The organism is Micromonospora marina, assembly GCF_900091565.1.
GTDB classification, from domain to species: domain Bacteria; phylum Actinomycetota; class Actinomycetes; order Mycobacteriales; family Micromonosporaceae; genus Micromonospora; species Micromonospora marina.
Map to the genome: position 1 here is coordinate 27,558 of NZ_FMCV01000015.1, position 26,598 is coordinate 54,155.

The 26,598-nt window shown below is 74.1% G+C and carries 21 protein-coding genes; 12 read left to right on the forward strand and 9 right to left on the reverse strand.

Going from position 1 to position 26,598, the window contains the following annotated elements; translation table 11 throughout:
* The first annotated feature begins 1 nt into the window (after window position 1).
* The 4 genes from GA0070215_RS18030 to GA0070215_RS18045 are packed head-to-tail and all read left to right on the forward strand — an operon-like array spanning window position 2 to window position 4,275.
* A complete protein-coding gene (locus GA0070215_RS18030) occupies window positions 2-1,933 on the forward strand; it encodes an MraY family glycosyltransferase (RefSeq protein WP_091047701.1) in 1,932 nt (643 codons plus the stop codon).
* Complete coding sequence (locus GA0070215_RS18035; RefSeq protein WP_091047706.1) at window positions 1,930-2,490, forward strand: hypothetical protein; 561 nt, start codon at window positions 1,930-1,932, stop codon at window positions 2,488-2,490. Before GA0070215_RS18030 ends, GA0070215_RS18035 begins: the two co-directional genes overlap by 4 nt.
* 50 nt (window positions 2,491-2,540) lie before the next feature.
* Window positions 2,541-3,662 (forward strand): M23 family metallopeptidase, encoded by a 1,122-nt coding sequence (locus GA0070215_RS18040; RefSeq protein ID WP_051090491.1) that lies wholly within the window; start codon window positions 2,541-2,543, stop codon window positions 3,660-3,662.
* A gap of 10 nt (window positions 3,663-3,672) precedes the next feature.
* Window positions 3,673-4,275 (forward strand): hypothetical protein, encoded by a 603-nt coding sequence (locus GA0070215_RS18045; RefSeq protein ID WP_018786608.1) that lies wholly within the window; start codon window positions 3,673-3,675, stop codon window positions 4,273-4,275.
* 5 nt (window positions 4,276-4,280) lie between these two features.
* Here the strand turns inward: GA0070215_RS18045 and GA0070215_RS18050 are convergent, their stop codons facing one another.
* Window positions 4,281-4,838 carry a hypothetical protein gene (locus tag GA0070215_RS18050; protein ID WP_091047710.1) on the reverse strand — a complete coding sequence of 186 codons (558 nt, stop codon included), beginning with the start codon at window positions 4,836-4,838 and terminating at the stop codon, window positions 4,281-4,283.
* Between the two features lie 213 nt (window positions 4,839-5,051).
* Here GA0070215_RS18050 and GA0070215_RS18055 point away from each other — a divergent pair, with 213 nt between their 5' ends.
* Together GA0070215_RS18055 and GA0070215_RS18060 are read left to right on the forward strand one after the other, a co-directional pair.
* The gene (locus tag GA0070215_RS18055) at window positions 5,052-7,631 is read left to right on the forward strand and encodes an FtsK/SpoIIIE domain-containing protein (protein WP_208600373.1); all 2,580 of its coding nucleotides are present in this window, start codon (window positions 5,052-5,054) and stop codon (window positions 7,629-7,631) included.
* Window positions 7,628-8,329, forward strand: coding sequence for a hypothetical protein (locus tag GA0070215_RS18060; RefSeq protein WP_091047716.1), 702 nt, complete (start codon window positions 7,628-7,630; stop codon window positions 8,327-8,329). Before GA0070215_RS18055 ends, GA0070215_RS18060 begins: the two co-directional genes overlap by 4 nt.
* A gap of 48 nt (window positions 8,330-8,377) precedes the next feature.
* Here GA0070215_RS18060 and folE read toward each other — a convergent pair whose 3' ends face one another.
* The 4 genes from folE to GA0070215_RS28480 form a co-directional block, all read right to left on the reverse strand.
* On the reverse strand, window positions 8,378-8,995 hold the full coding sequence (folE, locus tag GA0070215_RS18065; RefSeq protein WP_018786604.1) for a GTP cyclohydrolase I FolE: 618 nt from the start codon (window positions 8,993-8,995) through the stop codon (window positions 8,378-8,380).
* A gap of 86 nt (window positions 8,996-9,081) precedes the next feature.
* Window positions 9,082-11,094, reverse strand: coding sequence for an ATP-dependent zinc metalloprotease FtsH (gene ftsH / locus GA0070215_RS18070; RefSeq protein ID WP_018786603.1), 2,013 nt, complete (start codon window positions 11,092-11,094; stop codon window positions 9,082-9,084).
* A 379-nt stretch (window positions 11,095-11,473) separates the two neighbouring features.
* Window positions 11,474-12,049: a hypoxanthine phosphoribosyltransferase gene (gene hpt / locus GA0070215_RS18075; RefSeq protein WP_013288988.1), complete on the reverse strand. Its 576-nt coding sequence runs from the start codon at window positions 12,047-12,049 to the stop codon at window positions 11,474-11,476.
* Window positions 12,050-12,149: 100 nt separating this feature from the next.
* Entirely contained in the window at window positions 12,150-12,287 is a 138-nt protein-coding gene (locus tag GA0070215_RS28480) for a hypothetical protein (RefSeq protein ID WP_018786602.1), read from the reverse strand.
* Window positions 12,288-12,437: 150 nt separating this feature from the next.
* On the opposite strand from GA0070215_RS28480, the gene GA0070215_RS18080 reads away from it, so the two are divergent.
* Entirely contained in the window at window positions 12,438-13,397 is a 960-nt protein-coding gene (locus tag GA0070215_RS18080) for a GlxA family transcriptional regulator (protein WP_018786601.1), read from the forward strand.
* 108 nt (window positions 13,398-13,505) lie between these two features.
* On the opposite strand, the gene tilS is transcribed toward GA0070215_RS18080, so the two are convergent.
* From tilS to dacB, 3 genes are all read right to left on the reverse strand, one after another.
* Complete coding sequence (gene tilS, locus GA0070215_RS18085) at window positions 13,506-14,456, reverse strand: tRNA lysidine(34) synthetase TilS (RefSeq protein ID WP_091047719.1); 951 nt, start codon at window positions 14,454-14,456, stop codon at window positions 13,506-13,508.
* A 106-nt stretch (window positions 14,457-14,562) separates the two neighbouring features.
* Window positions 14,563-15,630: a zinc-dependent metalloprotease gene (locus tag GA0070215_RS18090; RefSeq protein ID WP_026268179.1), complete on the reverse strand. Its 1,068-nt coding sequence runs from the start codon at window positions 15,628-15,630 to the stop codon at window positions 14,563-14,565.
* Window positions 15,631-15,696: 66 nt separating this feature from the next.
* Window positions 15,697-17,100, reverse strand: coding sequence for a D-alanyl-D-alanine carboxypeptidase/D-alanyl-D-alanine endopeptidase (gene dacB / locus GA0070215_RS18095; RefSeq protein ID WP_196806735.1), 1,404 nt, complete (start codon window positions 17,098-17,100; stop codon window positions 15,697-15,699).
* A gap of 517 nt (window positions 17,101-17,617) precedes the next feature.
* Here dacB and GA0070215_RS18100 point away from each other — a divergent pair.
* Window positions 17,618-18,124, forward strand: coding sequence for an inorganic diphosphatase (locus GA0070215_RS18100; RefSeq protein ID WP_013288994.1), 507 nt, complete (start codon window positions 17,618-17,620; stop codon window positions 18,122-18,124).
* Window positions 18,125-18,180: 56 nt separating this feature from the next.
* On the opposite strand, the gene eccD is transcribed toward GA0070215_RS18100, so the two are convergent.
* A complete protein-coding gene (eccD, locus tag GA0070215_RS18105; protein WP_091047726.1) occupies window positions 18,181-19,563 on the reverse strand; it encodes a type VII secretion integral membrane protein EccD in 1,383 nt (460 codons plus the stop codon).
* Window positions 19,564-19,667: 104 nt separating this feature from the next.
* Between eccD and eccCa the strand changes: the two genes are divergently transcribed.
* The 4 genes from eccCa to GA0070215_RS18125 all read left to right on the forward strand — a co-directional run bounded on the left by eccCa (window position 19,668) and on the right by GA0070215_RS18125 (window position 26,598).
* Entirely contained in the window at window positions 19,668-23,606 is a 3,939-nt protein-coding gene (gene eccCa, locus GA0070215_RS18110) for a type VII secretion protein EccCa (protein ID WP_091047730.1), read from the forward strand.
* A gap of 169 nt (window positions 23,607-23,775) precedes the next feature.
* The gene (gene mycP, locus GA0070215_RS18115) at window positions 23,776-25,008 is read left to right on the forward strand and encodes a type VII secretion-associated serine protease mycosin (RefSeq protein WP_377469396.1); all 1,233 of its coding nucleotides are present in this window, start codon (window positions 23,776-23,778) and stop codon (window positions 25,006-25,008) included.
* 39 nt (window positions 25,009-25,047) lie between these two features.
* The gene (locus GA0070215_RS18120; protein ID WP_091047736.1) at window positions 25,048-25,842 is read left to right on the forward strand and encodes a phosphatase PAP2 family protein; all 795 of its coding nucleotides are present in this window, start codon (window positions 25,048-25,050) and stop codon (window positions 25,840-25,842) included.
* Between the two features lie 30 nt (window positions 25,843-25,872).
* Window positions 25,873-26,598, forward strand: a complete 726-nt coding sequence (locus GA0070215_RS18125; RefSeq protein WP_026268176.1) for a phosphatase PAP2 family protein — start codon at window positions 25,873-25,875, stop codon at window positions 26,596-26,598.

A 26,598-nucleotide genomic window follows, 5' to 3' on the forward strand; every position in this document is an offset into this window, starting at 1 on the left:
CATGGTGAGGGCCCGGGCACGGATCGCGGCGCTCCTCCTCGCGCTCGGCGTACTCGCCGGGGCCACGATCTCCTGGCCGGTGATCGGGGCGGCCACACCCGCGTACGCCGCCGCGCCGGTCACCCAGGCGCGCGCCGAGCTGTGCACCACCAAGGAGTGGCAGGCCGACTTCCGGTCCTGCGTCGGCAGGCTCAAGGCCGTCAGCGAGGACCAGGTCGAGTGCCGCAACGCGCCGGTGCCCGCCGCACCGGACTCGGGCCTGGCCGGCTGGTTCGCGTCCCGGCCCGACTCGGCGAAGGAGCCCGGCCCGAAGGGTCTCTACAGCGACTACGGGTACGCCGGATACAGCTACAACACGTACGACATCGACGGCGGCTGCGCCTCCTCGGTCCTGCATCCGGACTACCGCTTCACCACGATGGTCGCCAACGGCGAGTTCATGTTCGCCAACGCGGTGATCGGCGCCTCGAACGCGCTGCGTGAGCGGGCCTGGGATCCGCGGACGATGTGGAGCTGGGCCGACCCGCTCGTGGAGCAGGCCACGAAGGCCGTCTACCAGAAGGTGTTCAGCGTCTTCGGCATCGTCACCGTCTGCGTGGTCGGTCTCTACCTGCTCTGGCGGTCCCGCCAGTCGGACATGAGCAACGCGATGACCACGGCCGGGTGGGCGCTGCTGGTGATGGTGGCGGTGACCGCGCTGGCCGCCTGGCCGGTCAAGTCCGCGAACATCGCCGACAGCACGCTGATCACCACGCTCGGCGTCGTGCACGACGCGGTCGGTCCCTCGTCCAAGACCATCCCGCCGGACAAGTGCGCACTGCCGAACCCGAGCGCCTGTGTCGACAAGCGGCTACCCGCTGTGCGCGCGAGCGACACCGCCACCGAGACGATGCTCTACCGGAACTGGCTGCGTGGTGTGCTCGGCTCGGCGGACAGCGAGACCGCGAAGAAGTACGGCCAAGCACTCTACGACGCGAAGTCGCTGACCTGGGACGAGGCCGAGTCGATCCGGTCGAACCCGGCCACTCGGGACGTGGTCATCAAGGCCAAGCAGCAGCAGTGGGCCAAGGTCGCCGAGCAGATCAAGACCGAGGACCCGGAGGCTTACGAGTATCTCCAGGGCACCCGGGACATGGACCGGATCGGCGCCGGGTTCATCGCGGTGCTGGCCTCGGTGCTGTTCGCGATGTTCGACCTCACCGCCTCGCTGCTGGTGCTGCTCGGCTTCCTGATCTTCCGCTGGGCGGTGATCGCCGCGCCGATTCTCGGCACGGTCGGCCTGATGCGCCCGGCCAGCGCCGGCCTCCGGCGGTTGGCGAACGCGGTGGTCGCCGCGGTCTTCAACATCGCCATCTTCGGTACCGGAGCGGCCATCTACCTCTTCGCCGTCGACCTGATCATGAACACCGCCACGCTTCCCGGCTGGCTCCAGGTGGTGCTGGTCTGGCTCTGCGGGGTGGTCGGCTGGTTGCTGCTGCGGCCGTACCGCCGGATCACCCAGCTCGGCGGCAAGGACAGCAGCGAAGCGGTCAGCTCGGCCGGTTCCTGGCACCGGCGGTTCTTCAGGGACATGCGGATCGCCGCCCGGCTGGACGTGGCCGAGCCCGGCGGCACCAACGAACCGGCGATCGGCAAGCGTCGCACCGTGACTGCGGACCAGCGCAGCCTCCGGCCGGAGGCCCGGCACGAGGATCCGGCGCACAGCGCCACTCCCGCCGAACGGGAACGGCCGGACGGGCGGGAACGGCCGGAGGAGACGCCCGCGACCGCACGCCCCGCCGGCACGCCCCGCCCCCGGCGCGCACCGTCGACCTGGACCGATCCGGACGTGCCGGAGGAGACGCCCTCCTACGCCGTCTACCGGCCGGACTCGGCGGGCCGCAGCGCCTCCCCGGCGCGGCCGGCGCCGCGCATCCGCTCCGAGGCCCGGTGAGTCCGGTGCGACGCGCGCTGGAATTCCTCTTCACCCGGGTTCTCCGGTCCCGGATCGGTGTCGCTCTCGTGATCGCCGTGCTGGTCTTCGGCGTGATCGGCGCGGCCCGCCTCGTCGCCGGCCCTGGCGAATCCGGTCTCGGCCTCACCAGCCGCCCCACCCAGCCGATCAGCACCGCGGACCCGGAGGCCGGCGACGACGGCGTGCTGGCCAGCCCACCGGCCGCTGTCGCCCCGAGGACCCGGCCGGGCGAGGACACGCCGGAGCAGGTCGCCGGGCGGTTCACCACCGCGTGGTTGAGCGGCCCGGGCAGCAGCGGCGACGTCTGGCAGGCCCGCCTGCGGCCGCTCTCCACCCCGGCGCTGGCCGAGAAGATGACAGGCGCCGACCCGGAGACCGTGCCCGCACGGAGGACGACGGGCGCCCCGACGCTCCGGCCCCGCACCGAGTCCTTCGTGGAAGCGCTGGTTCCGCTGGACAACGGCACGCTCCGGCTCGAACTCGTCGCACCGGACGGGCCCTGGCTGGTGGACGCGATCGACTGGGAGCGGTCGTGACCGCCGGTCCGGCCGTCTCCGGACAGATCCGGCGGAAGCTGCGGCTGGGCATGATCGCCACCGCCGTCACGAGCGTGCTCGCCCTGCTCTGCTGCGTCGGCGGGGCCGGTGCCTTCCTCCTCACCGAACTGGGCGGCGACGAGGACGACCCGAAGCTCGCGGCCCTGAACTGCGACCCGGCCTACCAGGTTGACCTGACCGGCGACATGCCGCGCTTCGCCGAGTACGGCGAACGCCAGCTGCGCAACGCCGCGGTCATCATCAAGGTCGGCCAGGACATGAAGCTCCCCGCTCGCGGCTGGGTGATCGCGCTGGCCACCGCGATGCAGGAATCAGCGCTGCGCAACCTCGCGAACAGCACCGTCCCGGCGTCGCTCGCGCTGCCGCACGAGGGAGTGGGCGCCGACCACGACTCGCTCGGCCTGTTCCAGCAGCGGCCCGGGTGGGGCAGTGTCGAGCAGCGGATGACGCCCTCGTACGCGGCCCGCAAGTTCTACCAGAAGATGGAGAAGGTGCCGAACTGGCAGCAGCGCCCGCTCACAGTGGTCGCCCAACAGGTCCAGGTCAGCGCCTACCCCGACGCCTACGCCAAGCACGAGGAACTGGCCGGGCGCATCGTCGACGCGCTGGCCGGCGGTGCCGCCCGGACCGTGGAGATCGCCGGCAAGGCGGTGTGCGACGCCGCCGCCGGCGACCGGATCGCAGCCTCCGGCTGGACCGCGCCGCTGCCAGGCGGCGTGGTCTCCGGCTTCCGCACCACGGCCCGTCCCAGCCATCACGGCGTGGACCTGGCCGCCTCGAAGGGCACCCCGATCCACGCCGCCTCGGCGGGCCGGGTACTGGTGGCCCGCTGCGACCCCGACCGCTCCGGGCGGCGGGACTGCGACCGGGACGGCTGGCCGAACAAGGGTGGCTGCGGATGGTTCGTGGACATCCTGCACGCCGGCGGGTTCATCACCCGCTACTGCCACATGGTCGAACGACCCCGCGTGGTGCCGGGGCAGGCGGTCGAGGCGGGCGAGGTCATCGGGTTCGCCGGCAGCAGCGGCAACTCGTCCGGTCCCCACCTGCACTTCGAGGTGCACAAGGACGGCGACCGGTCCAGCAACGGGGCGGAGAACCCGGTTCCCTTCATGCGCAAGCGGGGCGCGCCCCTCGGCGAGACCGAGTGAGGCCGCGCGGATGAGCAACCCCCTGCCCGACCCGTTCGCCGACCGGCCGGACTGGGCGCCGCTGCCGCCCCGGCCGGTGGAGACCGTGCCCGCCACCGGCGGGACCGAACTGCGCGGCCGCCGCGTGCTGGTCGGCCTGCCCGGTCTCGGCTGGCGTGGCGACCTGCGGGCCGACGAGCGGGTGGTGCAGGGCAGCCGCACCTACGTACCGGTGATCCCGGAACACGAGTGGTACCGGGCCGAGGCCGAGCAGGTGGAGGTGTTCGCGCCGCTGGTGCCCGTGGAACGGGTCTGGGTGGAGACCATCGGCGAACGGCGTCCGGCGACTGAATCGACGACCACCTCGGGACTCCGGCTGGTCTCGCTGGACGTGCCGGAACGCCGGCCGCCCACGCCGGTGTTCGAGGCGGACGCGGTGACCGGGCGACGCGTGGTGCACGTGGACGACGGCGTGGAGCGACGCGACCTGCGCGCCGTCACCGAGACCTACTCCGGCGCGGACGGCGACATCTGTGTGCGGGTGGCCCCCGAGCTGGAGTGGTACCGGTGGGCCTGGCGCGGGCAGGCGCCGACCACGTTGGAGGTGCCGGTGCACCTGCTCTGGCTCGAGTAGTCGTGTCAAGCAGCGCGTTGTGCCGAGCAGACGCCCCACCCGTCCTCGCGTCTCGTCTCGAAACGCCACCGCTGTCGATCGCTCTGTGCGATGCCCTCGACGGAGGCGGAGATGATGAGTTCGACCTCGATCACCGCGGAGTCGCCGGACTGCTGGACGGCCAGCGGGCCCCAGCTCACCGAGATCGTCGTGTTGAAGCGCTGCTCCCGGGCTAAAAGGTCGTCGCGAAGCGCTCGCACTGCGTCCAGGCTGGCCTGCCTTGCGCAGGTGAACTCCTGCGCTTTCGTGTCATTACGATCGTCTAGGAAGGCTTGGATGTAGCTGGCAACGACGACGTCGGGGGCGCTTCGGTCCGGGGCGGTAGCGCGGTCGTACAGCACGAACCCGGCCACCCCGCCGACAGTGCACAGCACCGCCAGCACTCCCGCGACGACCGCGAGCACCGTGCGGACCGGGCGCTTGGGGCGTACCGGGGCGGGAGCGGGCGCGGGGGGCGCCAACTGCTCCGGCGGGGTCCGCTGCGCCGGTACTCGGGACACCTGGGAACCGGCGGGGGGCTGCACTGATTCCACCTCCTGAGGCTATCGGCTGCGCCTCGCGTACCCAATGCCTGGAAGCGGTGGATCGTGGCGAACCGCCGGGCGGGCGCCGACCGGCGGCGGGGTGAGGCTGCTCACCGCCGACCAGTTCACCGCGCCGACCGACATCCCGGTGGAGGGCCGCCGCCTGGGTTACCGTCTCTCCTCGGGGAGGACATGTCGGCCTCGGAAAGAGAGGTGGACGCGGTGGCGACTCCGAAGGCGCGCGCCGGCCGGGCCGCCGCGCTGCACCGTCGGGCCGAGGCCGCCGCCACAGCCGCGGCGGGCATCCTCGACGAGATCCGGCCCGCGCCGGCCGACCATCACCGGCAGTACGAGCTGGCCGAGCGCCTGCGGACGGCAGCCGACGTGGCGGCGCCGGGTTGGGCCGGCGGGTCGCTGGAGTCGCTGACCGCGACGACGCCGCCCGGTGACGGCCTGCCGCCGCTGGTCCGGGTGGGCACCGCCGCGCCGCTCGACGACGCCCGCTTCCCCGCGCTGGTGCCGCTGCTCGGCAGCTGCCATGTGACTCTCGATGCGGACGCCTCCGACGCCCGGGTGGCCGGGCTGCTCCGCGCGCTGCTGCTGCGCGTCTTCGCCGCCACGCCGGCGGGCGCGCTGCTGGCGCGTGCGGTCGACGGCGGTTCCGGTGAGACCTTCGCCGGGTACGCGCCGCTCGCCGACGCCGGCCTGCTGCCGCCGCCCGCCACCGATCTCACCGGGATGCGTGCGGTGCTGGCCGAGGCGGAGCAGTGGGTGGCTGCCGGGACGGCCCGGCAGCGCGGGCACGACCGGACGCTGCTGCTCGTGGTCGCCGCGCTGCCGGACGGTACGACCACCGCGGACCTGGACCGGCTCGCCGGGCTGGCCGAGGGCGGGCCACGTGCCGGGCTGCATCTGGTGCTCGCCGGCTGGCCGGACGGCAGTCCTCTGCCACGCGCCACGGCGGTCACGGTCCGCACCGCGTACGCGCTGGTCGCTGACCCGCCCGGCGTGGGCTTCGGCAGTCCCGGCGCCGAACCGCCGGGCGGGTTGAACTCGCCCGTGTTCCTCGACGAGGATCCGCCCGCCGACCTGGTCGCGGAGGTGTGCGCCCGGCTGGTCCGGCAGATCGAGGACGGCTCCCGCCTGTCCCTGGGCGATCTGCTGCCGGCCGACGGTTTCTGGGCGGCCGGCTCGGCGGACGGGCTGAGCACCACTGTTGGTGACGCCGCGGGGCGCCCGGTCAGCCTGGGCTTCACCGAGCTGACCCCGCACTGGCTGGTCAGCGGCCGGGGCCAGGCGGGCCGGTCGGCGTTCCTGACCGCCGCGCTGTTCGGCCTCGCCGCCCGGTACGGCCCGGACGAACTGGTGCTCTATCTGGCCGACCTGGCCGACGGCGAGTCCTTCGTGGAGTTCCTGCAGACCGAGCGGGACCGCTCCTGGGTGCCGCAGGTGCGCGCCGCCGGGATGGCGGCCGACCGGGAGTACGTGGCCGACCTGTTCGGCGAGCTGGAGGCGGAGCTGCGCCGCCGCGAGGAGGCGTCCCGGCGGGCGGGTGGGCAGCGCTACGCCGAGCTGCGGCAGCACCAGCCGCTGCCCCGGATCGTCTGCGTGGTCGACAACTTCCCGCTGGCGCTGCGCGAGCGGGACCGGCTCGCCGCCGACCTGCTGGCCCGGTTGGACGCGGTGGCCCGCGCCGGCCGGTCGTACGGGATCCACCTGGTGCTGGCGGGCGAGGGTGACCTGGGCATCGGCGGGCCGCGTGATCCGCTGCTCGGCCGGTTCCCGGTGCGGGTCGCGCTGCCCGGCGGTTCGGCGGTGCTGGAGCCGGCGAACGACTCGGCGGCCGGGCTGCCGGTGGGCAGCGCGGTGGTGAACACGGCGGGTGGTCTGGGCGGTCCGCGCGGCGCGACCCGGGGACACGAACGGATGATCCGTTTCCCTGATCCGTACGAGGATCCCGACTTCCTGGCCGGCCTGCGGCGACGGCTCTGGGAGGCGCGGGGCGAGTCGGCACCGCCGGTGGTCTTCGCCGGGTTCGCACGCCCGCTGCTGGCGAACGATCCGCGGCACCGGGCGGCGCTCGCGGGACGGGCCCACGCGCCCGCCGTGTTGCTGGGCCGGGCGGTGGACGTGCGGCGGTCCACTGTGACGGTGCCGCTGGGGCCGGGCGCGGGGCGGAACCTGGCCGTCCTGGGTCGGGATGAGGAGGCCGAGCGGCTGCTGGTCACGGCGGTTCGCAGCGCGGCGGCGGCGCATCCGGCCGCGGCCCGGTTCGTGCTGGCACCGCTGGCGAACGGGTCGGCCGAGCCGGCCGGGGTGCTCGCCGCCGAGCTGGCGGGACGTCACCGGGTGGAGACCGTCGACGTGGCCGGGCTGCGGACCGCAATGGAGTCGGACGAGCCGGGCTACCTCGTGGTCTTCGGGCTGGACGTGCCGGACGCCACCGAGCTGCCGCCGGACCTGCTGCGGACGCTGCTGCTGGAGGGTCCGCCCACCGGCCGGCACCTGCTCGGCTGGTGGCGTACACCGGCTCCGCTGGCCGGGCTGCTCGGCCCGGAGGGCGAGGTGGACAAGCTCACCGCCGTAGCGGTCACCGACGTACCGGGTGGTCGGCTGGAGCAGCTCTTCGACCGCCCGGTCTGGTGGCGGCCCCAGCCGGGACGCGCGGTGCTCTGGGACGGCCCGGACGAGCAGGGCACCGTCTTCGTGCCGTTCGGCGCGGCCGAGACGGCGACCGCGCGGATCGAGCCGGATCCACGGGCGACCGACCGCGCCGGGGAGGGGGCGGCATGAGCGAGACCGGCACGGCCGTACCAGGGCCCCGCTCGGGTGGGCCGACCACTGTGGCGGACCCCGCCGAGTCGGCCTGGGCGGAGTACGTCGCGGCCGCACGGGCGCTCGACGGGGTACGCCGGGCTGCGGCCACCGCCGCCGGGGAGCAGGCGCGGTCGGTGGCCGCGGCCCGCGAGGAGCTGACCGCGGTACGCGAACGGCTGGCGCCACAGCAGTCCCGGCTGCGTGATCTGGGCGTACCGGCGATGTCGCTGGTCCCGACGCCGCCGGAGGTGACCGAGGCGGCCCGGTCGATGACGGGTGGGCCGTCGGCGGTGCTGGCGGCGCTGCGCGCGGCCGGGGACTGGGCGGACGCGGCGGACGACACGATGAGCGCGCGTGGCCTGCCGCGGCTGGCCCGGTGGCCGGCCCGGCCCCGCAACCTGCTGGTGTACGGACCGCTGGCGCTCGTGGTGCCGCTGCTGCAGCTGGTGCTGTACGCGGTCGCCGGTCCGGGACCGGTGACGGTGCTGGCGCTGCTGGTGGGGTTGCCGCTGCCGGCTGTGGCGTTCATGCTGGGCTGGCTCGCGGTGGGGCGGGTCTTCCGCCCGCGGCCCACCGACCGGGTGGACCGGACGCCCCGCTTCGGTGCGCTGGTCTGCCTGGTCCCGGCGGTGCTCACCGCCGCCGGTCTGCTGCTGGCCATGCTGCCCGTCTGACGACGGCCGCGCCTCCCGGGGAGTACGCGGCCGCCGGTGCCGGTGGGGTCAGCGGGCCATGATCAGCGTCATCGCCTCGGCCCGCGACTTCGCGTCGTTCTGGAGGCCGCCGCGCACTGCGGAGGTGATGGTCTTCGCGCCCGACTTCTGGATGCCGCGCATCGCCATGCACATGTGCTCGCACTCCAGCACCACGATCACGCCGCGCGGGGCGAGGCTGGACATCAGGAGGTCGGCGATCTGCGAGGTGAGCCGTTCCTGCACCTGCGGCCGGCGGGCGAACACCTCGACCAGCCGGGCCAGCTTGGACAGGCCGGTGATCCGGCCGTCCGGGCCCGGGATGTAGCCGATGTGCGCGCTGCCCCGGAACGGCAGCAGGTGGTGCTCGCAGAGGCTCATCACGTCGATGTCCCGAACGAGCACCAGCTCCTCGTGGTTGGCCTCGAACGTGGTGCGGAGCACCTGCGCCGGGTCGACCCGCAGGCCGGCGAAGAGTTCGGCGTACGCGCGGGCGACCCGGGCCGGCGTCTGCTGGAGGCCGTCGCGGTCCGGATCCTCGCCGACCGCGATGAGGATCTCGCGGACCGCCTTCTCGATCCGGGCGAGGTCGACGCTGTCCTCCACCGGGCCACCGGTGAGTTTGCCGCTGATCAGGCGCGCGGCCACGTAGTCGAGCGCGTCGTCGCCGTCCGGCTCGGTCGCGGAGACGGCCGACTCCCTGTGGTGGGAGCCGGCCGTCGTCGGATCGCTGTTCAGTGCGTACCGTCCGAGTTGTTGCTGGAACCACCGATCGATGCGGCGGCGTCGGCGCGGGCCTGCGTGGCCAGCGCCTCCTTCTCGGCCGGGGTGAGCACCGGCGGCTCGGTGGAGGGCTGACGCTTGCCGAAGCCGTGGTACGGCGCCATCGGCGGGCGCTTGACCACGCGTGCGCAGATCCGGGCCATGTCGGCGGTGGAGAGAGTCTCCTTCTCCATTAGCTCCAGGACCATGTTGTCCAGGACGTCCCGGTATTCCACCAGGATCTCCCAGGCCTCGTCGTGGGCCAGCTCGATCAGCGCGCGCATCTCACCGTCGATCTCGGCGGCCACCGCGTCGGAGTAGTCCCGCTCGTGGCCCATGTTGCGGCCGAGGAACGGCTCGTCGCCGCTGGTGCCGTACTTGATCGCACCGAGCTTGGAGCTCATGCCGTACTGCGTGATCATCGCGCGGGCCAGCTGCGTGGCCTTCTCGATGTCGTTGCCGGCGCCGGTGGTGGGCTCGTGGAAGACCAGCTCCTCGGCCGCCCGACCACCCAGCGCGTACGCCAGGGTGTCGATCATCTCGGCCCGGGTCTGGGTGTACTTGTCCTCGGTCGGGAGGACGAGCGTGTGACCCAGCGAGCGACCCCGGGACAGGATGGTCACCTTGTGCACCGGGGCGGCGTGCGGCAGCGCCCAGGCGACCAGCGCGTGCCCACCCTCGTGGTACGCGGTGATCTTCTTCTCCTGGTCGCTCATCACACGGGTCCGGCGCTGCGGGCCGGCGATCACCCGGTCGATCGACTCCTCCAGGGAGTCGTTGGTGATCGCCCGCTGCTCCTTACGAGCGGTGAGCAGCGCGGCCTCGTTGATCACGTTGGCCAGGTCGGCACCGCTGAAGCCCGGGGTACGCCGGGCGACCGCGTCGAGGTCGACGTCGGGCGTGAACGGCTTGCCCTTGGCGTGCACCCGCAGGATGGCCTTGCGGCCCTCCATGTCGGGGGCGTCGACCGGGATCTGCCGGTCGAACCGGCCCGGGCGCAGCAGCGCCGGGTCGAGGATGTCCGGCCGGTTGGTGGCGGCGATCAGGATGACGCCGCCCTTGGTGTCGAAGCCGTCCATCTCGACCAGGAGCTGGTTGAGCGTCTGCTCCCGCTCGTCGTGGCCGCCGCCCATGCCGGCGCCGCGGTGGCGGCCGACCGCGTCGATCTCGTCGACGAAGACGATCGCCGGGGCGTTCGACTTGGCCTGCTCGAACAGGTCGCGGACACGGCTGGCGCCGACACCGACGAACATCTCGACGAAGTCGGAACCGGAGATGGAGTAGAAGGGCACGCCGGCCTCGCCGGCGACCGCGCGGGCCAGCAGCGTCTTACCGGTACCGGGCGGGCCGAACAGCAGCACGCCCTTCGGGATCTTGGCGCCCAGGGCCTGGTATTTCGCCGGGTTCTGCAGGAAGTCCTTGATCTCGTGCAGTTCCTCGACGGCCTCCTCCGCCCCCGCGACGTCCGCGAAGGTGGTCTTCGGCGTGTCCTTGGTGATCATCTTCGCCTTGGACTTGCCGAAGTTGAGCACCCGGGAGCCGCCGCCCTGCATCTGCGACATGAAGAACAGCAGCAGGAGCACGAGCAGCGCGATGGGAAGCAGGTTGACCAGCAGGCTGACCCAGATGCTGTCCGACGACACCTTGGTGTCGACCGGGCCGGTGATGCGGTCCGCCGCCTCGGCCTCGCGTACCTGGTTCCAGACCTGGCCGCCGACCTCGTACGGGAACTGCGCCTCGATCTTGTCAGTGGTGGTGTCGCCGTCGAACTTGGCCTTGTCCTTCAGGTCGAGCTGGAGCGTCTGCTCCTTGTCCTGGAAGACGACCTTCTCGATGCCGCCCTTGTTGAGCTGGTCGAGCGCGACGGACGTGTCCACCCGGTGGTAGCTGGGACCAGCGGTGAACAGTTGACTGAGCACAACGGCGCCGAGGATGACCAGGATGATCCAGACCACCGGTCGGCGGAAGAAACGCGTACGTTCCATGCTGTAGTCGGGTGCCGAGGCGCCCGCATCCTCCTGATCGACGTCCTGACCGTCTGAATGGTGTCGCCGCCTTGAGCGGCGGCCGGGGCCGCCGTGCGGGCCGGCCCGACCCCCGGGGCACGCAAACTGCCGCACCACGGTCATTCGACGGTACACCGTTCGGGCGACGCGTGAGCTTGCGAGCCCGGCACTTACGCGTAGGGCGAACCCGGGTTTGGCGCCGGCGTGGCGGGGAGCTCCCACCCGGCCCGCCCACACCGCACGGTCACGCGGTTCGAGGGGCCGGGCGTGGAGGGTGCCTCCACGTCACCGGTCCTACCGTAGACCGGAAGACTGAGAGCCCGCTGAATGTCAGCTGACGACGGGCTCGGCAGACCTCTCAGGCCCGCGCGTACACCTCGGGCTTGAGCACCCCGACGTAGGGCACCTCGCGGTAACGCTCGCCGAAGTCGAGCCCGTAGCCCACGACGAACTCGGTGGGGATGTCGAACCCGACGTACTTGACCGGGACCTGCACCTTGACCGCGTCCGGCTTGCGGAACAGCGCGACCACCTCGACGCTCGCCGCGGAGCGCGACTCCAGGTAGCGCAGCAGCCAGGACAGCGTCAGGCCGGAGTCGACGATGTCCTCGACGACCACCACGTGGCGGCCCGCGATGTCCCGGTCCAGGTCCTTGAGGATGCGGACCACGCCGGACGAGGTGGTGCCCTGGCCGTAGGACGAGACGGCCATGAACTCCAGCTCGGCGGGCGGGCCCTGGCGGCCCAGCGCACGGGCGAAGTCGGCCATGAACATGACCGCTCCCTTGAGTACACACACGAGCAGCAGGCCGTCCTCGACGTGGGCGTAGTCCGCCGAGACCTGCTTGGCCAGTTCCGCGGTCTTGTCGCGGATCTGCGCCTCCGAGATGATCACGTGGTCGATGTCGGCGTCGTACCAGGAGCCGTCAGCCATGCTCCTAGCCTGCCGTACGCCCCGGTGCCGCCGTCGGCGGGGCCGCCCCTTTCGGCGCGGTCCCGCCGGGGATTTTTTAGCGCGAACCGATTAAATCACCTCAGCAGGTACGGGAGCGCCAGCGCTGCCCGTCGTCGCTCGGCTTCCAGTCGGCCGAGTCGCGGGTGTCGGCGGTGAACCCGAAGGCGCTGGCGCCCACGAGCAGAAGCAGGAAGAGCAGGAGCAGCAGAACGGTCATGGCGGCGCTCGCTTTCGCATGGTGGGGACTGTTTCCGCCGCCGGTGCGCACCGGACACAAATGATTCTGCGGGCCACCCGCCCACCCGAACAGTGGCAGGAATGTCATTGAACATCGATTTCCTGCCACCTGCCGGGTTACCCTCGTCACATGCTCCGCTCGGTCGCCGTCATCGCCATGGACCAGGTCGCCGCGTTCGAACTCGGCGTGCTCGCCGAGGTCTTCGGCACCGACCGCACCGCCGACGGCTTCCCCGGATACCGGTTCGACGTCTGCACCGCCGACGGCAGCGCGGTCCGCAGCCGCTCCGGCTTCCTGCTCACCCCCACCGCCGACCTCGGCCCGGTCGAGGACGCCGACCTGGTGGCGGTGCCCGCGCACGCCGACGGCAGCCCGATCCCCGAGCCGGTGCTCGCCGCCCTGCGCCGCGCCGCCGACCGGGGTGCCTGGCTGCTGAGCGTCTGCGCCGGCGCGTTCGTCCTCGGCGAGGCGGGCGTGCTCGACGGGCGCGACTGCACCACCCACTGGCGGTACACCGACGAACTCCAGCAGCGCTTCCCGGCCGCCCGGGTCCAGTGCGACTCGCTCTACGTGCAGGACGACCGGCTGCTCACCAGCGCCGGCACCGCCGCCGGCATCGACGCCTGCCTGCATCTGGTGCGCCAGGAGCACGGCTCGGCGGTGGCGACCCGGCTGGCCCGCCGGATGGTCGTGCCGCCGCACCGCGACGGCGGCCAGTCGCAGTACGTCGAGGCACCGATCCCGAAGGCGCCGGAGGCACCCACACTGGAACCCGTGCTGGAGTGGCTGATGGGGCACCTGCGCCGGCAGGTGACAGTGGACGAGCTGGCGGCCCGGGCCGGGATGGCCCCGCGTACGTTCGCCCGCCGGTTCCGCGCCGAGACCGGCACCACCCCGCACGACTGGTTGACCAACCAGCGGGTGCTGCTGGCCCGGCACCTGCTGGAGGACACCTCACTGAGCGTGGAGGGCGTCGCCGAGCAGGCCGGATTCGGCGACGCGGCGGCCCTGCGGCACCACTTCACCCGCCGGGTCGGCACCACCCCGCTGGCCTACCGCACGACCTTCCGGGACCGCCAACCCACCTGACACCCCCACCCCTGCGGCGGTGATCAAGGAGTGTGCGGGCTGGGCAGAGCCGGAGCGTGACCAATAGTCCTTGATCAACCGGTGCGGGCGGGGTCGGCCCGTGCCGAGCTAGGGCAGGAGGTGGCCTGCCTGGCGGCGTACCCGGTGGTTGCCGGGTAGGTGCACCGGGCCCTGTCCGTGCCACGCCGTGACCAGGGCGTCCAGCGCGGCAACGTGACTGTGGGACAGCGCGGCCGGCGTCGCGCCCAGCTCGCGGGCCCAGGCGTGCAGCACCCGGGTACGGACGGCGGCCGGCAACCCGGCGAGCCCGGCGACGGACAGCCCGCCCGCCTCGGTCCGGACGTCGGCGAGCGCGGTGTCGGCGAGCGCGTCGAGCGCGGCGTTGTCGGCCGCGAGCAACCCGGCGGTACGGGCGAGGTTCGCCACCACTGCCGGCCCCAGCGCCTCGACGAGCGCCGGCAACGCGCCGGTACGGACCCGCGCCCGGGCGTACGCGGGATCGGCGTTGTGCGGATCCGCCCACGGGTCGAGTCCGAGCGCTTCGCAGGCGGCCCGGGTGTCGGCGCGCGGGACGTCGAGTAGCGGGCGCAGCAGGGGTACCCCGGTGACGTCGCGCCGCTGCGGCATCCCGGACAGTCCGCGCGGTCCGGCGCCCCGGGCCAGCGCCAGCAGGACGGTCTCGGCCTGGTCGTCGCGGGTGTGCCCGAGCAGCACCCCGGCGGCGTCGTACCGGCGGGCGACGGCGATCAGCGCCTCGTACCGGGCCTCCCGGGCGGACGCCTCCGGGCCGCCGGGCCGGCCGTCCACGCGTACCGGAAGCACCTCGACCGGGTCGAGCCCTTCGGCGCGGGCCCAGCCGGCGACCGCCTCGGCCCGTTCCGCGGACCCGGCTTGCAGGCCGTGGTCGACGGTCACCAGGCCCGCCGGCCGCCCGAGCCGGGGGGCCACGAACGCGGTGGCGGCGGCGAGCGCGAGCGAGTCGGCCCCGCCGGAGCAGGCCACCAGCACCGGGCCGGTGCCCGGCAGGCCGGTCAGCACCCGGCGGAGAGCGAGCCGCACCGCGGCGACGGCGGGAGCGGGCGACGGAGAGCGGCGCGATCGCGTGCCGGAACCAGCCCGGCCAGCGGAACCAGCCGAACCAGCGGAACCAGCCGGACCGGGCGGATCAGCCGACGGACGGGGTGGCACCGGCCGGCCCGTGTACGCGGGACACCCAGGCGTCCGGGTCACCCAGCTCGTCCAGGCGGGGCAGCGTCAGCGGGGAGGAGAAGATCTTGTTGAAGCCCGTCATCCCCACCCGGTCGACCACGCCGTGCACGAACTTGCGGCCCTCGGCGTACTGGCGCATCTTGACCTCGATGCCGAGCAGCCGTCGGATCGCCTTCTCCAGCGGGTTGCCGGACTCGCGGCGCCGGTTGAACGCCGCCCGGATCGACTCGACGCTCGGGATGACCTGCGGACCCACGCCGTCCATCACGAACTCGGCGTGCCCCTCCAGCAGCGTCATCAGCGCGGTCAGCCGGTCCAGCACGGCGCGCTGGGCCGGGGTCTGCACGATGTCCAGCACGCTGGCCCGGCTCTCCGGATCCTTCACCGCGTCGGAGAGCGTCGCCACGCCGCGGCGGAGCCGTTCCAGCAGGTGCTCGCCGCCCTGGGAGGCGTCCACGAACGCCTGCACCTCGCCGAGGAAGTACGCGCGCATCCACGGCACGGCGGTGAACTGCGTGCGGTGGGTGACCTCGTGCAGGCACACCCAGAGCCGGAAGTCGCGCGAGTCGGCACCGAGCTTCCGTTCGACCTCCAGGATGTTCGGCGCCACCAGCAGCAGTTGGCCGGGGTCGCCGGCGAACACCTCGTACTGGCCGAGCACGCGGCCGGAGAGGTACGCCAGCACGGTGCCGGCCTGCACGCCTGTCACCCGGGAGCCGATCGCCTCGGTGAGCGGGCCCGGCCGCTTGTCGCCGGAGAGGCGCTCGACCAGCGGGGACACCACCTCACGCAGCCCGGCGATGTTGGCCGCCGCCCAGTCACGGCGGTCGACCACGCGGACCGGCGGGTGGGCGACCTGCGCGCGCAGGCCGGTGTAGTCGGCGACGTGACCGGCCGCCTCGTCGGTCAGCCGGCGCAGGTCGCCGACCACGTCGGTGGCCTCGGCGTACGACACCCGGGGGCCCGACTTGCTCAGCGCCCCCGCGGTAGCGGCGGCCAGATCCCAGTCCACGAACTGCGCCATGAACCCACCGTACCCGCGCCGGAACACCCCCACCCGGGCTCGCGCGGGCCGATCGACGCCCGTCGGTCAGCGGCAGCCGCACCCGGCCAGCGCGGAGCTGATCCGGTCCAGGGCCGCCCGGGTCTCGTCCAGTGAGCCCTGCGTCCGGTCGGTGAGCACGGCGAACGTGAGCAGCCGGCCGTCGGCTGTGGTCACCGTGCCGGCGATCGCGTTGACGCCGCTGAGCGTGCCGGTCTTGGCGCGGACGACGCCCGCTCCGGCGCGGGTCGCCGCCGCCCGGTAGCGCTCGTCGAGCGTGCCGGACCAGCCGCCGACCGGCAGGCCGCCGAAGATCGCGGCCAGCTCGGGGTGGCTGCCGTTGCCGGCGAGCGTGATCAGGTCGGTGAGCAGCGACGGGCTGATCCGGTTGGTGCGGGACAGCCCGCTGCCGTCGGCCAGGCTGATCTCGCCCGCGGGCAGGCCCAGCTCGCCCAGCACCTGGTCGGTGGCCGCCGCGCCGCCGGCGAACGAGCCGGGCTTGCCCTTGGCGAGCGCCACCTGGCGGGCCATCGCCTCGGCGATCACGTTGTCGCTGTCGCTGATCATGATGTCGACCAGCCGGATCATCGGCAGGGACTCGACCTTCCCCAGCTCGGCACCGGGGGCCGTACCGGTGGCGCCGGTCGCGGCCGGCGCGGTGCCCCGGGCCACCTGGGCGGCGCCGCCGCTCAGCCCGAGCAGCTTGGCGAACTGCCGGCCGGCGGTCAGGTCGGGCTGCGGCACCCGCTCGGCGGCGTGGTTGGTCTGCTCGGCGGTGCGCCGCGCCTGGACCGGGTCCTTCCGGGCGCCGTCGGTCATCAACGCGGTGATCGCCGCGCCGAATCCGCCGGTGGGGATGTCGGCGTCCCAGCCGGGCTCGAAGACCGGACCGCTGAACAGCGACGAGTCGACTATCACCTTGGTCGGGGCGGTGCCGCCGAGCGCGTCGCGCACCTGGGCGGCGAGGTCGTCGAGCCGGGCCGCGCCCGGGTAGAAGCCGTTCTTGTCCACGGCGAGCGTGGGGTCACCGCCGCCGACCAGCACCACCTCGCCCGGGTTGGCCCCGGCCACCGCCCGGGTCGGGATCCGGTGGGCCGTGCCGCGGGCCGCGAGCACCGCCACGCCGGTCGCCAGTTTGGTCACCGAGGCGGGCACGGTGGCCGTGTCCTGACCGCTGCCGTAGAGCGCCTGGCCGGTGCTCACGTCGGCCACCGACACGTGCACCCGGTCGCCGAGCGCGGCGGCGCGGACCAGCGGGTCCAGGGCGGCGCGGATGCCGGCCCCGGTGGGCAGCGGGGCGTTGCCGTCCGGCCCGGCCAGCACGGCCTGCGGGGAGGGCTCGGGCGAGGTGGCGGCCGCCGGACCCGTGCTGTCGTCGTCGCCCAGCCACCCGGCGACCGGGCCGGGACGCAACACCGCGAGCCCGGCCACCGCCACGGCCAGCACGAGCACGCAGGCGAGCGCCGCGACGAGCCGCCGGCCGCGTCGCGGCCGGCCCGGGGGCGGCCCGGAGGGTACGGGCGGCGCGGCGGCGACCGGCGGGACCGGCGGGCTGACCGGGATCGGTGCCGGCGCGCCGGGCCAGTTCAGCGGCACCGTCGGGTCGTGCGGCGGCCCGACGCGGGCCGAGCCGCTCGCCGGGTCGGAGCCGTGGTGCGCCGGGCCGACGCGGGCGGACCCGGCGGGCGGAGAGGGACGATGAGGCACGTTCGCCCCGGGGACGGACACCCGCCCGGTGGCACCGCCGGAACCGGAGCCGGCGGACCCGCGCCCGTCAACCCTCTCGGGGCGGTAGTGTGAATCTTCCCTCCCCACGGCCCCCTCCTCCCCGTTCGAAATCGCCTTGGGCGACACTACTTCGGTCCGAACACTATGCGGCGGCCGGAGCCGACGGGGGGCGTTCACCCCGCGCCGGCGGTGAGCCGCTGGTTTCCGTTAGCCAGCGTGGGCAGACGAGGGAGCGTGGAAGATGGATTTCGACGTCACGGTTGAGATCCCCAAGGGTCACCGCAACAAGTACGAGGTGGACCACGCGACCGGCCGCATCCGGCTGGACCGCACCCTCTTCACCTCCACCCAGTACCCGGCCGACTACGGGTTCATCGAGGGCACCCTGGGCGAGGACGGCGACCCGCTGGACGCGCTGGTGCTGGTGCCGGAGCCGACGTTCCCGGGCTGCCTGATCCGCTGCCGCACGATCGGCATGTTCCGGATGACCGACGAGAAGGGCGGCGACGACAAGGTCCTCTGCGTGCCCTACGAGGACCCGCGTCAGGAGCACCTGCGCGACATCCACCACCTGGGCGAGTTCGACCGGCTGGAGATCCAGCACTTCTTCGAGGTCTACAAGGACCTGGAGCCGGGCAAGTCGGTCGAGGGCGCGACCTGGGTGGGCCGGGTCGAGGCCGAGGCGGAGATCGCCGCGTCGTACCGGCGTGCCAAGGAGGCCGAGGAGCGCGGCGAGACGCTGCACTGACGCGCACACCTGCCGCAGGCCCGGGTCGCGTCTGGCGACCCGGGCCTCGCGCGTGTTCAGGCGAGCAGGTCGCGGGCCCGGTCGTAGAGGCCGAGCACCGCGCAGGCCACCGGCACGACCGCGACCACGAGCGCGGTGTCGGTCAGGTCGGCCAGCCGGCCGAGGTACGGGGAGACCGGACGACGGGCGTACGTGGCCCCGGCGGTGACCGCCGTCAGGGCCAGGGCCAGCCCGCCCACCGTCAGCGCGAGACGGCCACCCGGACCGGCACGGTCGGCCAGCACCACGCCGAGCAGGGCGAACCCGGTCAGCCCGGCGACGATCGCGGGCACCCGGTGCCGTACCGCCACGAACAGGCGCGAACGCAGCAGCAGGACCCCACCGGTGACGGCGGCGAGCAGCAGCCCGGCGGTCCGGCCGACGGAGACGAGCACCGCGACCGCGCCGACGGCCAGCACCGCGTGGCCGAGCAGCATCCCGGTGAGCACCTCCTCGGCGCGCGCCACCGCCGCGTGCACCCGCCCCCGGTCCGGCAGGTCCCGGGTGCCGGCCGGGCTGGGCAGGGTGAGCGGCGGCAGCGGCAGCTTGCCGACCCGGATGGCCAGCAGCGGCAGCCCGCCGAGCGCGAACACCAGCACGGCGAGCAGGACGGCGGCGGTGCCGTCCGGGTCGAGCAGCATCCCGCCGAACGCGGCCGCCACGCCCGTCGATCCGACCGTCACCCCGGCCACCGAGACGCGGGACCGGCTGGCCACGCCGAGCAGGCCGAGCACCGCCGCGAGCAGCAGCGCCACCGAGCCGACGAGCAGTTCGGGGGCACCCACCCAGCGCAGGCCGGGGATCGGGCCGACCGGATCGCCGGAGGTGACGGCCAGCGCTCCGGCCACCGCGGCCCACGGCAGGGCGTACCCGCCGAGCGTGGCGCCGACCGGGCCGTCCCCGTACGCCCGGGACGCGGCGACGGCGGTGAGCACCAGGATCAGGGCGACCGCCGCGGCGACCGGCCAGCCACGCGCGCCCGGCCCGCCCGCGACGACGGCGACCAGCCCGACCGCCAGGGGTACGGCGGCACCTGCGAGCGCGGCGGCCCGGGTGGCGTGGCCCGACCAGGCGGCGCCCCGGCGCCGGGCGCCGTCCACGATCGCCTCGACCACGTCGTCGTACTCCAGTTCGGGCCACTGGGCGCGAGCCGGCACCAGATGCAGCACCTCGCCGTCGCGAACGCCCTGCGGCAGCAGCGCCTGGGCGGTGGCGAGCACGGCGCCGTCGGTCCGGCGCAGCACCCACCCGCCGTGCCGCTCCCCGTCGTCGGCCAGTCCCTCGCCCGCGTGCCGGAGCACCTCGGGCAGCAACTCGGCCAGGGGGACCTGCTCCGGTAGGGCCACGTCGACTCGCCGCCTGGGCGCGCTGATCGTGACCCGGGCGAGCCCGCTTGTCATCGAGGCATCTCCATATCGGCGGAGGGAGTGGGCTGACGGACGAGAGGACTTTACCTACCATGAGCCAGGCTCGGGTTACCCAGAGCCACTTCCGGGGAGGGTGAGTGTCCACTGTCGTCATCAAGCGGCCACCACGCCGCCCGGCGCCGGAGATCCCGGTCGGTGAGCTGCCCGTCGAGGCGCCGCCGGAGATCCCCGCCGCCGCCGGTGGGCGCTGGCAGCAGGCGCTGATGGTGCTGCCGATGCTCGGCGGGACGGTGGCCATGGCGATGATGTTCGGTCGCGGTGGCGGTGCCTACTCGTACGTGGTCGGCGGCATGTTCGGCCTCTCCTCGCTGGCGATGCTGGTGACCACCTGGGGCAGCGCCGGGCCGAAGAAGTCCGAGCTGATGGCCGCCCGCCGGGAGTACCTGCGCCACCTGGCCACGCTCCGCCGCCGGGTGCGGGAGACCGCCGGCGCCCAGCGGGCCGGGCTGTCCTACCGTCATCCCGAGCCGGGGCGGCTCTGGTCGACAGTCGACAGTCACCGGGTCTGGGAACGGCGGCCGGGCGACCCGGACTTCGCCGTGGTCCGGGTCGGTGTGGGCCCGCAGACGCTGGCCACCCCTTTGGTCCCGCCGGTCACCCGTCCGCTGGAGGAGCTGGAACCCATGACGGCCGGGGCGCTGCGGCGCTTCCTGGACGCGTACTCGGTGGTGCCGGATCTGCCGGTGGCGCTGTCGCTGCGTAGTTTCGCCCGGGTCTTCGTGCGCGGACCGGCCGGTCCGGTACGCGGGGGCGGATCGCCCGCCGCGCAGGCGCTGGCCCGGGCGGTGCTCACCCAGCTCGCCGTCTTCCACGCGCCGGACGAGCTGCTGATCGCGGTCTGCGCCGGGCCGGAACGCCGGACCGCCTGGGAGTGGGTGAAGTGGCTGCCGCACGCCCACCATCCGGTGCGTACCGACGCGCTGGGCCCGGTGCGGCTGGTCACCAGCTCCGCCGCCGACCTGGAACGGCTGCTCGACGACGTGCTCGGCGCCCGGTCCCGGTTCAGCCCGCACGGCACCGCTACCGACGGCCCGCACGTCGTGGTGGTGCTCGACGGCGGCGACCTGACCGGCGCGACCGACCTGGCCGGTGACGGCGGCATCGACGCGGTCACCGTGCTCGACCTGGACACCCCGCCGCCCCGGCTGCTCGACCGGTACGCGCTCCTGCTCGACCTGGTCGACGGCCGGCTGCACTCGCACTCCGCCGAGGGTCACGCCGAGGTGGGCGCCGCCGACGCGCTGGCGCCCGCCGACGCCGAGGCGGTGGCCCGGCGGCTCGCGCCGCTGCGGCTCGCCGGCACGGTACGCGGGCCCGACGCCCCACCCGGCGCCGAGCTGGGCCTGCCCGAGCTGCTGGGGCTCGGCGACCCGGAGAGCTTCACCGCCGAGCAGGGCGGGGCGCCCCGGGCCGCACGGGACCGGCTGCGGGTGCCGATCGGGGTGGGGGCCGACGGCGGGGCGATCGACCTCGACCTGAAGGAGTCGGCGCAGGACGGCATGGGTCCGCACGGCCTGCTGATCGGCGCGACCGGCTCGGGCAAGTCGGAGCTGCTGCGCACGCTCGTGCTCGGCCTGGCCGCCACGCACAGTTCGGAGCAGCTCAACTTCGTGCTCGTCGACTTCAAAGGCGGCGCCACGTTCGCGCCGTTCGAGCGGCTGCCGCACACCGCCGCCGTGATCACCAACCTGGCCGACGCGCTGCCGCTCGTGGACCGGATGGTGGACGCGATCAACGGCGAGCTGATGCGCCGGCAGGAGCTGCTGCGCCGGGCCGGCAACTTCGCCGGCGTGCGCGACTACGAGCGGGCCCGGGCGGCCGGTTCGCCGCTGGCCCCGCTGCCGTCGCTGCTGCTGATCTGCGACGAGTTCTCCGAGCTGCTGTCCGCCAAGCCGGACTTCATCGACCTGTTCGTGCAGATCGGCCGGCTGGGCCGGTCACTGGGTGTGCACCTGCTGCTGGCGAGCCAGCGGCTGGAGGAGGGGCGGCTGCGCGGACTGGACACGCACCTGTCGTACCGGATCGGGTTGCGGACGTTCTCGGCGCTGGAGTCCCGGACGGTGCTGGGTGTGCCGGACGCGCACGAGCTGCCGCGCAGCCCCGGGCACGGATACCTGCGCGCCGGCACCGATCCGCTGGTCCGGTTCAAGGCCGCGTACGTCTCCGGCGCGGTCCGCCGCCGCGGCGGCGCGGCGGGCGCGTCCGGTGCCGGTGAGGCACGCGTGCTCGCGTTCTCCACCCACCTGGTCCCGGTGCCGGAGCCGCCCGCGCCGGTCGCGCCACCCGCCGAGGACGACGGCGGTGAGACGCTGCTGGACCTGCTCGTGGACCGGCTGGCCGGGCAGGGCCCGCCCGCGCACCAGGTGTGGCTGCCGCCGCTGGACGCCTCGCCCACCCTGGACGAGCTGCTCGGCCCGGTCGGCGCCGACCCGGTACGCGGGCTCACGGTGGCGAATCCGGAGCTGCACGGGGCGCTGCAGGTGCCGGTGGCGGTGGTGGACAAGCCGTTCGAGCAGCGGCGTGACCTGCTCTGGCTGGCGCTGGACGGCGCGGCCGGGCACGTCGCGGTGGTCGGCACCACCCGTAGCGGCCGGTCCAGCCTGCTGCGCACCCTGGTCTGCGCGCTCGCGCTCACCCACACCCCGGCCGAGGTGCAAATCTACTGCCTCGACTTCGGCAGCGGGACGCTCGGCACGCTGCGCGACCTGCCGCACGTGGGCGGCGTCAGCGGGCGGACCGACGGCACCGCCGTGCGGCGTACCGTCGGCGAGGTCGCCGGCCTGCTGGCGGAGCGGGAGCGGCGTTTCGCCGAGGCCGGCGTGGAGTCGATGGCCGCGTGGCGACGGCGGCGGGCGACGGGCGCGCCGGACCCGTTCGGGGACGTGTTCCTGGTGGTGGACGGCTGGAACACGCTACGCGGCGAGTTCGAGGACCTGGAACCGCTGGTCACCGAGCTCGCCACCCGGGGCCTGGCGTACGGCGTGCACGTGGTGGCGAGCGCGCTGCGCTGGTCGGACTTCCGCCCGGCGATCCGCGACCTGTTCGGCTCCCGGCTGGAGTTGCGCCTCGGCGACCCGGCGGACTCGGTGGTGGTCAAGCGGGCGCTGGCGGCCACCGTGCCGGACGAGTGTCCGGGCCGTGGCATCACCGCGGGCGGACTGCACTTCCTCACCGCCGAACCCCGCGTCGACACGCTCGGTGCGGAGACCGCCGACCTGGTCAAGGTGGTCGCCGGCGCGTGGACCGGTCCGCCGGCTCCCCGGGTGCGCCTGCTCCCGCCGGTGCTGCCGTACGCCGAGCTGGACCAGAGCGCGACGAGCGGGCTGGCGTTCCCGATCGGCGTGGCCGAGGCGGACCTGTCCCAGGTGGTGCTGGACTTCGCCACCGAGCCGAACTTCCTGGTCTTCGGCGACGCCGAGTGCGGCAAGTCGTCGTTCCTGCGGGCGCTCGCCACCTCGATCGTCAACCGGTTCACCCCGGAGCAGGCCCGGGTGATGCTCGTGGACTACCGGCGCAGCCTGATGGGCGTGATCGAGACGCCGCACCTGATCGGGTACGGCACCGCGGCGCCGCACACCGCCGAGCTGATCGAGTCGGCCGCCGGCTACCTGCAGGGGCGGCAGCCGGGCCCGGAGGTGACCCCGGCGCAGCTGCGCAGCCGGTCGTGGTGGACGGGGCCGGAGCTGTTCGTGCTGGTGGACGACTACGACCTGGTGGCGGGCGGGCCGACGAATCCGTTGCGGGCGCTTGAGGAACACCTGCCGCACGCGCGGGACGTCGGGCTGCATCTGGTGCTGGCGCGGCGTACCGGCGGCGCCGGGCGGACCGCGTACGAGCCGATCGTGCAGCGGCTGCGCGAGCTGTCCACGGCCGGGCTGGTGATGTCGGGCGGCCCGGAGGAGGGCGCGCTCGTCGGTCAGGTGAAGGCCGGGCCGCTGCCCCCGGGGCGGGCGCGGCTGGTCACGCGCCGGGAGGGGGTGCGCCTGGTGCAGTTGGCGCATCTCCCGCCCGGGTGATCCGCCTCGCGGAGTTGCCCCGTGACGGTCGGGACAACCGGTAATCTCCGTGCAGCATGTGTCTGACGCGACCGAACGGCTGGGGAATGTGACAGGGGATCGGCAGGGACCGCCCGGTGGGCCGCCCCGGCGTCGCGCCGGACGCGCGCTGCTCGCCGCCGTGTCGGCCATGGCCGCCGTCGCCGGTCCGCTGGCGCCGCCGGCCCATGCCGCGCCCGCCGCTCCGGCCACAGTGGCGCGCCCCTGGTTGGCCCCCGACGGCCTGCCGCGCACCGGTCAGGTACGCGACGAGCAGTGGCAACTGGAGGAGTTGCGGGCGAAGACCGCGTGGCGCACCTCGACCGGGCGCGGCGTGGTGGTCGCGGTGATCGACTCCGGTGTCGACGGCACCCACCCCGACCTGGCCGGCCAGGTGCTGCCCGGCCTGGATCTGGTGACGCCGGACGGCTCGGACGACCCGGACCCGGTGGGGCACGGCACCACTGTGGCCGGGCTGATCGCGGGGCGGGCCGACGACGACCGGGGCGTGGTGGGGCTCGCACCGGACGCCAAGATCCTTCCGGTGCGGGTCCTCGACGCCGAGAACCGCTACGACGACGCGCTGATCATCGCGAAGGCGGTGCGCTGGGCGGTCGACAACGGCGCCCGCGTGGTCAACCTGTCGCTCGGCGGCAGCAGCGACAACCCGGCCCTGGCCGCGGCGCTCGACTACGCGTTCGCCCGGGACGTGGTGGTGGTCGCCTGCACCGGCAACCTGGCCACCTCGACGACCACCGAGGTTTGGTACCCGGCCCGCGAGCCGGGCGTGCTGGCGGTCGCCGGGCTGGAGCGGACGAGCGAGAATCTCTGGTCCGGCTCGATCACGGGTCACGAGACAGTGCTCAGCGCTCCGGCCACCGGCCTCTACGGCGCCCGCCCGCACGGCTACTGGCGGGTGCAGGGGACGAGCTTCGCCGCGCCGCTCGTCGCCGCGACGGCCGCCCTGGTCCGCGCGCGTTATCCGAAGATGCCGGCCGGCGACGTGGTCAACCGGCTGATCACCACCGCCCGGGACCTCGGGCCGACCGGCCGGGACGACCGGTTCGGCTACGGCCTGGTCGACCCGGTGGCCGCGCTCACCGGCGACGTGCCGGCGGTGGGCCACAACCCGCTCGACGACAACGCCTCTCCCGGCGTGGTGGGGTTCGGCCCGGCGCCCGGAGACGGGCGGGACACCCGGGCTGCCGCGGCGGGCCGGGGCGGTGACCCGGTCGGGCGTACCTCGGACGGCTGGACCGCCCGGCCGGCCGGGCAGGCGGACGCCTCCGCCCCGGAGCGGCTCTGGACCGGCCTGGCCCTGTTCGTCGCGCTCGTCACCGGCACCGCGTTGATGGTTCGCCGGTTCCGGCAGACCCGCCGCTGAACCGCCTGATCCTGCCCTTCGGTGGGTAGGGGAAGCCCCATGGACACCAGCACCGGCGCGACCGTCGCGCACCGGTCGTGGCGGAGCCGCCGCCTCGACCCGGAGCGCTCGCTGGGCCTGCGGCTCACCCTGACCGTCGTCGCGGCGTTCCTGGTGCTGGTGCCGTTCACCCTGCTCGCGCTGCTGGTGCTCGGCGCCTGGCCGCCCCTGCTGCGGCTGGACGCCTCGATCGCGGGCTCGTTCCACGGGTACGCGCGGGACCACCCCGCCTGGGTCGGCCTGATGACGGTCTGGACGCACGTGTGCGGGCCCGGCCCGCTGCGGGTGGCAGCGGTCGTGGTGGTGGTCTGGCTGGTCCGGCGCGGGGCGCCCCGGCTCGCGGTCTGGGTGGTGGTGACAATGGTCGCCGGTGGTCTGCTCGGCGCGCTGCTCAAGCTGCTCGTCGGCCGGGACCGGCCGGACCTGCTCGACCCGGTCGCCCGGGCCGCCGGCTACTCCTTCCCGTCCGGTCACGCGCTCAACGCCACGCTGGCGGCGGGTGTGCTGCTGCTGGTGTTCCTGCCGTTCGTGCGGTACAGCGGCCGGGCCCGGGTCGCGCTGTGGACCGCAGCCCTGCTGGTCACAGTGGTGACCGGGCTCAGCCGGATCGCGCTGGGTGTGCACTGGACCAGCGACGTGGTGGGCGGCTGGGTGCTCGGGGTGGCGGTGGTGGCCTCGACCTCGGCCGCCTTCACCACCTGGCGCAGCGGATCCGGGCGGCCGTCCGCCCACCCGCTCCGCGAGGGGGTCGAGCCGGAGCTGGCCGACCAGCGGCCGGAGGGCGGCCGGGCGTAGCCGGACCCGCGCCGGGGTACAGGCGAGCCCATGTCCGATATCGTGATCCGAGTCACCCGGCGCGTCCTGCTGCCGCTGGCCCTGCTCTTCGCGCTGATGGTCGGCTTGGGCCTGCTGGTGACCCGGGTGCTGTCCCGCACCTGGCCGTTCACCGTGGAGGACACGGTCAACCGTGAGCTGGCCGGCGACCGGACGCCGGGGTGGAACGACGTCTCGCTGGTCTTCAGCACGCTCGCCAGCACCCAGATGATCGTCGTGGTGACGGTGCTGGCGGCGCTGGTGCTGCGGCTGGTGCTGCACCGCTGGCGGGAACCGCTGTTCCTGTGCGCGGCGGTGACCGCGCAGGCGCTGATCTTCCTGTTCACCACGATGGCCGTCGACCGGACCCGCCCGGCCGTCGCGCACATGGACGCCTCCCCGCCCACGTCCAGCTTCCCGTCCGGGCACACCTCGGCGGCCACCGCGCTCTACGTCGGCCTCGCGGTGCTGCTGGCGCTGCGGGCGCGCAGCACACCGGCCAAGGTCGGCTGGTGGGCCCTGCTGGTGCTGGTGCCGGTCGGCGTGGCGCTCACCCGGATGTACCGGGGCATGCACCACCCCAGCGACGTGGTCGCCTCGTTCCTCAACGGCGGAACCTGCGTGGCGATCATGGCGCGGGCGGTACTCGACCGCACGCTGAGCTGGGGCCGCGCCCGGCTGCCGCTGTCCCGCTCCGACGACGAGGCGACACCGGCGGGAGCACCGGCGGGTGGTTGA

Excerpts from the sequence above, each read along its gene's own strand:
- GA0070215_RS18040 (WP_051090491.1), top strand. The coding sequence starts at position 2,541 with ATGATCGCCACCGCCGTCACGAGCGTGCTCGCCCTGCTCTGCTGCGTC.
- GA0070215_RS18120 (WP_091047736.1), top strand. The coding sequence starts at position 25,048 with ATGGACACCAGCACCGGCGCGACCGTCGCGCACCGGTCGTGGCGGAGC.
- GA0070215_RS18100 (WP_013288994.1), top strand. The coding sequence starts at position 17,618 with ATGGATTTCGACGTCACGGTTGAGATCCCCAAGGGTCACCGCAACAAG.
- mycP (WP_377469396.1), top strand. The coding sequence starts at position 23,776 with ATGGCCGCCGTCGCCGGTCCGCTGGCGCCGCCGGCCCATGCCGCGCCC.
- GA0070215_RS18090 (WP_026268179.1), bottom strand. The coding sequence starts at position 15,630 with ATGGCGCAGTTCGTGGACTGGGATCTGGCCGCCGCTACCGCGGGGGCG.
- hpt (WP_013288988.1), bottom strand. The coding sequence starts at position 12,049 with ATGGCTGACGGCTCCTGGTACGACGCCGACATCGACCACGTGATCATC.
- GA0070215_RS18060 (WP_091047716.1), top strand. The coding sequence starts at position 7,628 with ATGAGCGAGACCGGCACGGCCGTACCAGGGCCCCGCTCGGGTGGGCCG.
- eccD (WP_091047726.1), bottom strand. The coding sequence starts at position 19,563 with ATGACAAGCGGGCTCGCCCGGGTCACGATCAGCGCGCCCAGGCGGCGA.
- GA0070215_RS18125 (WP_026268176.1), top strand. The coding sequence starts at position 25,873 with ATGTCCGATATCGTGATCCGAGTCACCCGGCGCGTCCTGCTGCCGCTG.
- GA0070215_RS18045 (WP_018786608.1), top strand. The coding sequence starts at position 3,673 with ATGAGCAACCCCCTGCCCGACCCGTTCGCCGACCGGCCGGACTGGGCG.
- GA0070215_RS28480 (WP_018786602.1), bottom strand. The coding sequence starts at position 12,287 with ATGACCGTTCTGCTGCTCCTGCTCTTCCTGCTTCTGCTCGTGGGCGCC.
- GA0070215_RS18030 (WP_091047701.1), top strand. The coding sequence starts at position 2 with ATGGTGAGGGCCCGGGCACGGATCGCGGCGCTCCTCCTCGCGCTCGGC.
- GA0070215_RS18080 (WP_018786601.1), top strand. The coding sequence starts at position 12,438 with ATGCTCCGCTCGGTCGCCGTCATCGCCATGGACCAGGTCGCCGCGTTC.
- ftsH (WP_018786603.1), bottom strand. The coding sequence starts at position 11,094 with ATGGAACGTACGCGTTTCTTCCGCCGACCGGTGGTCTGGATCATCCTG.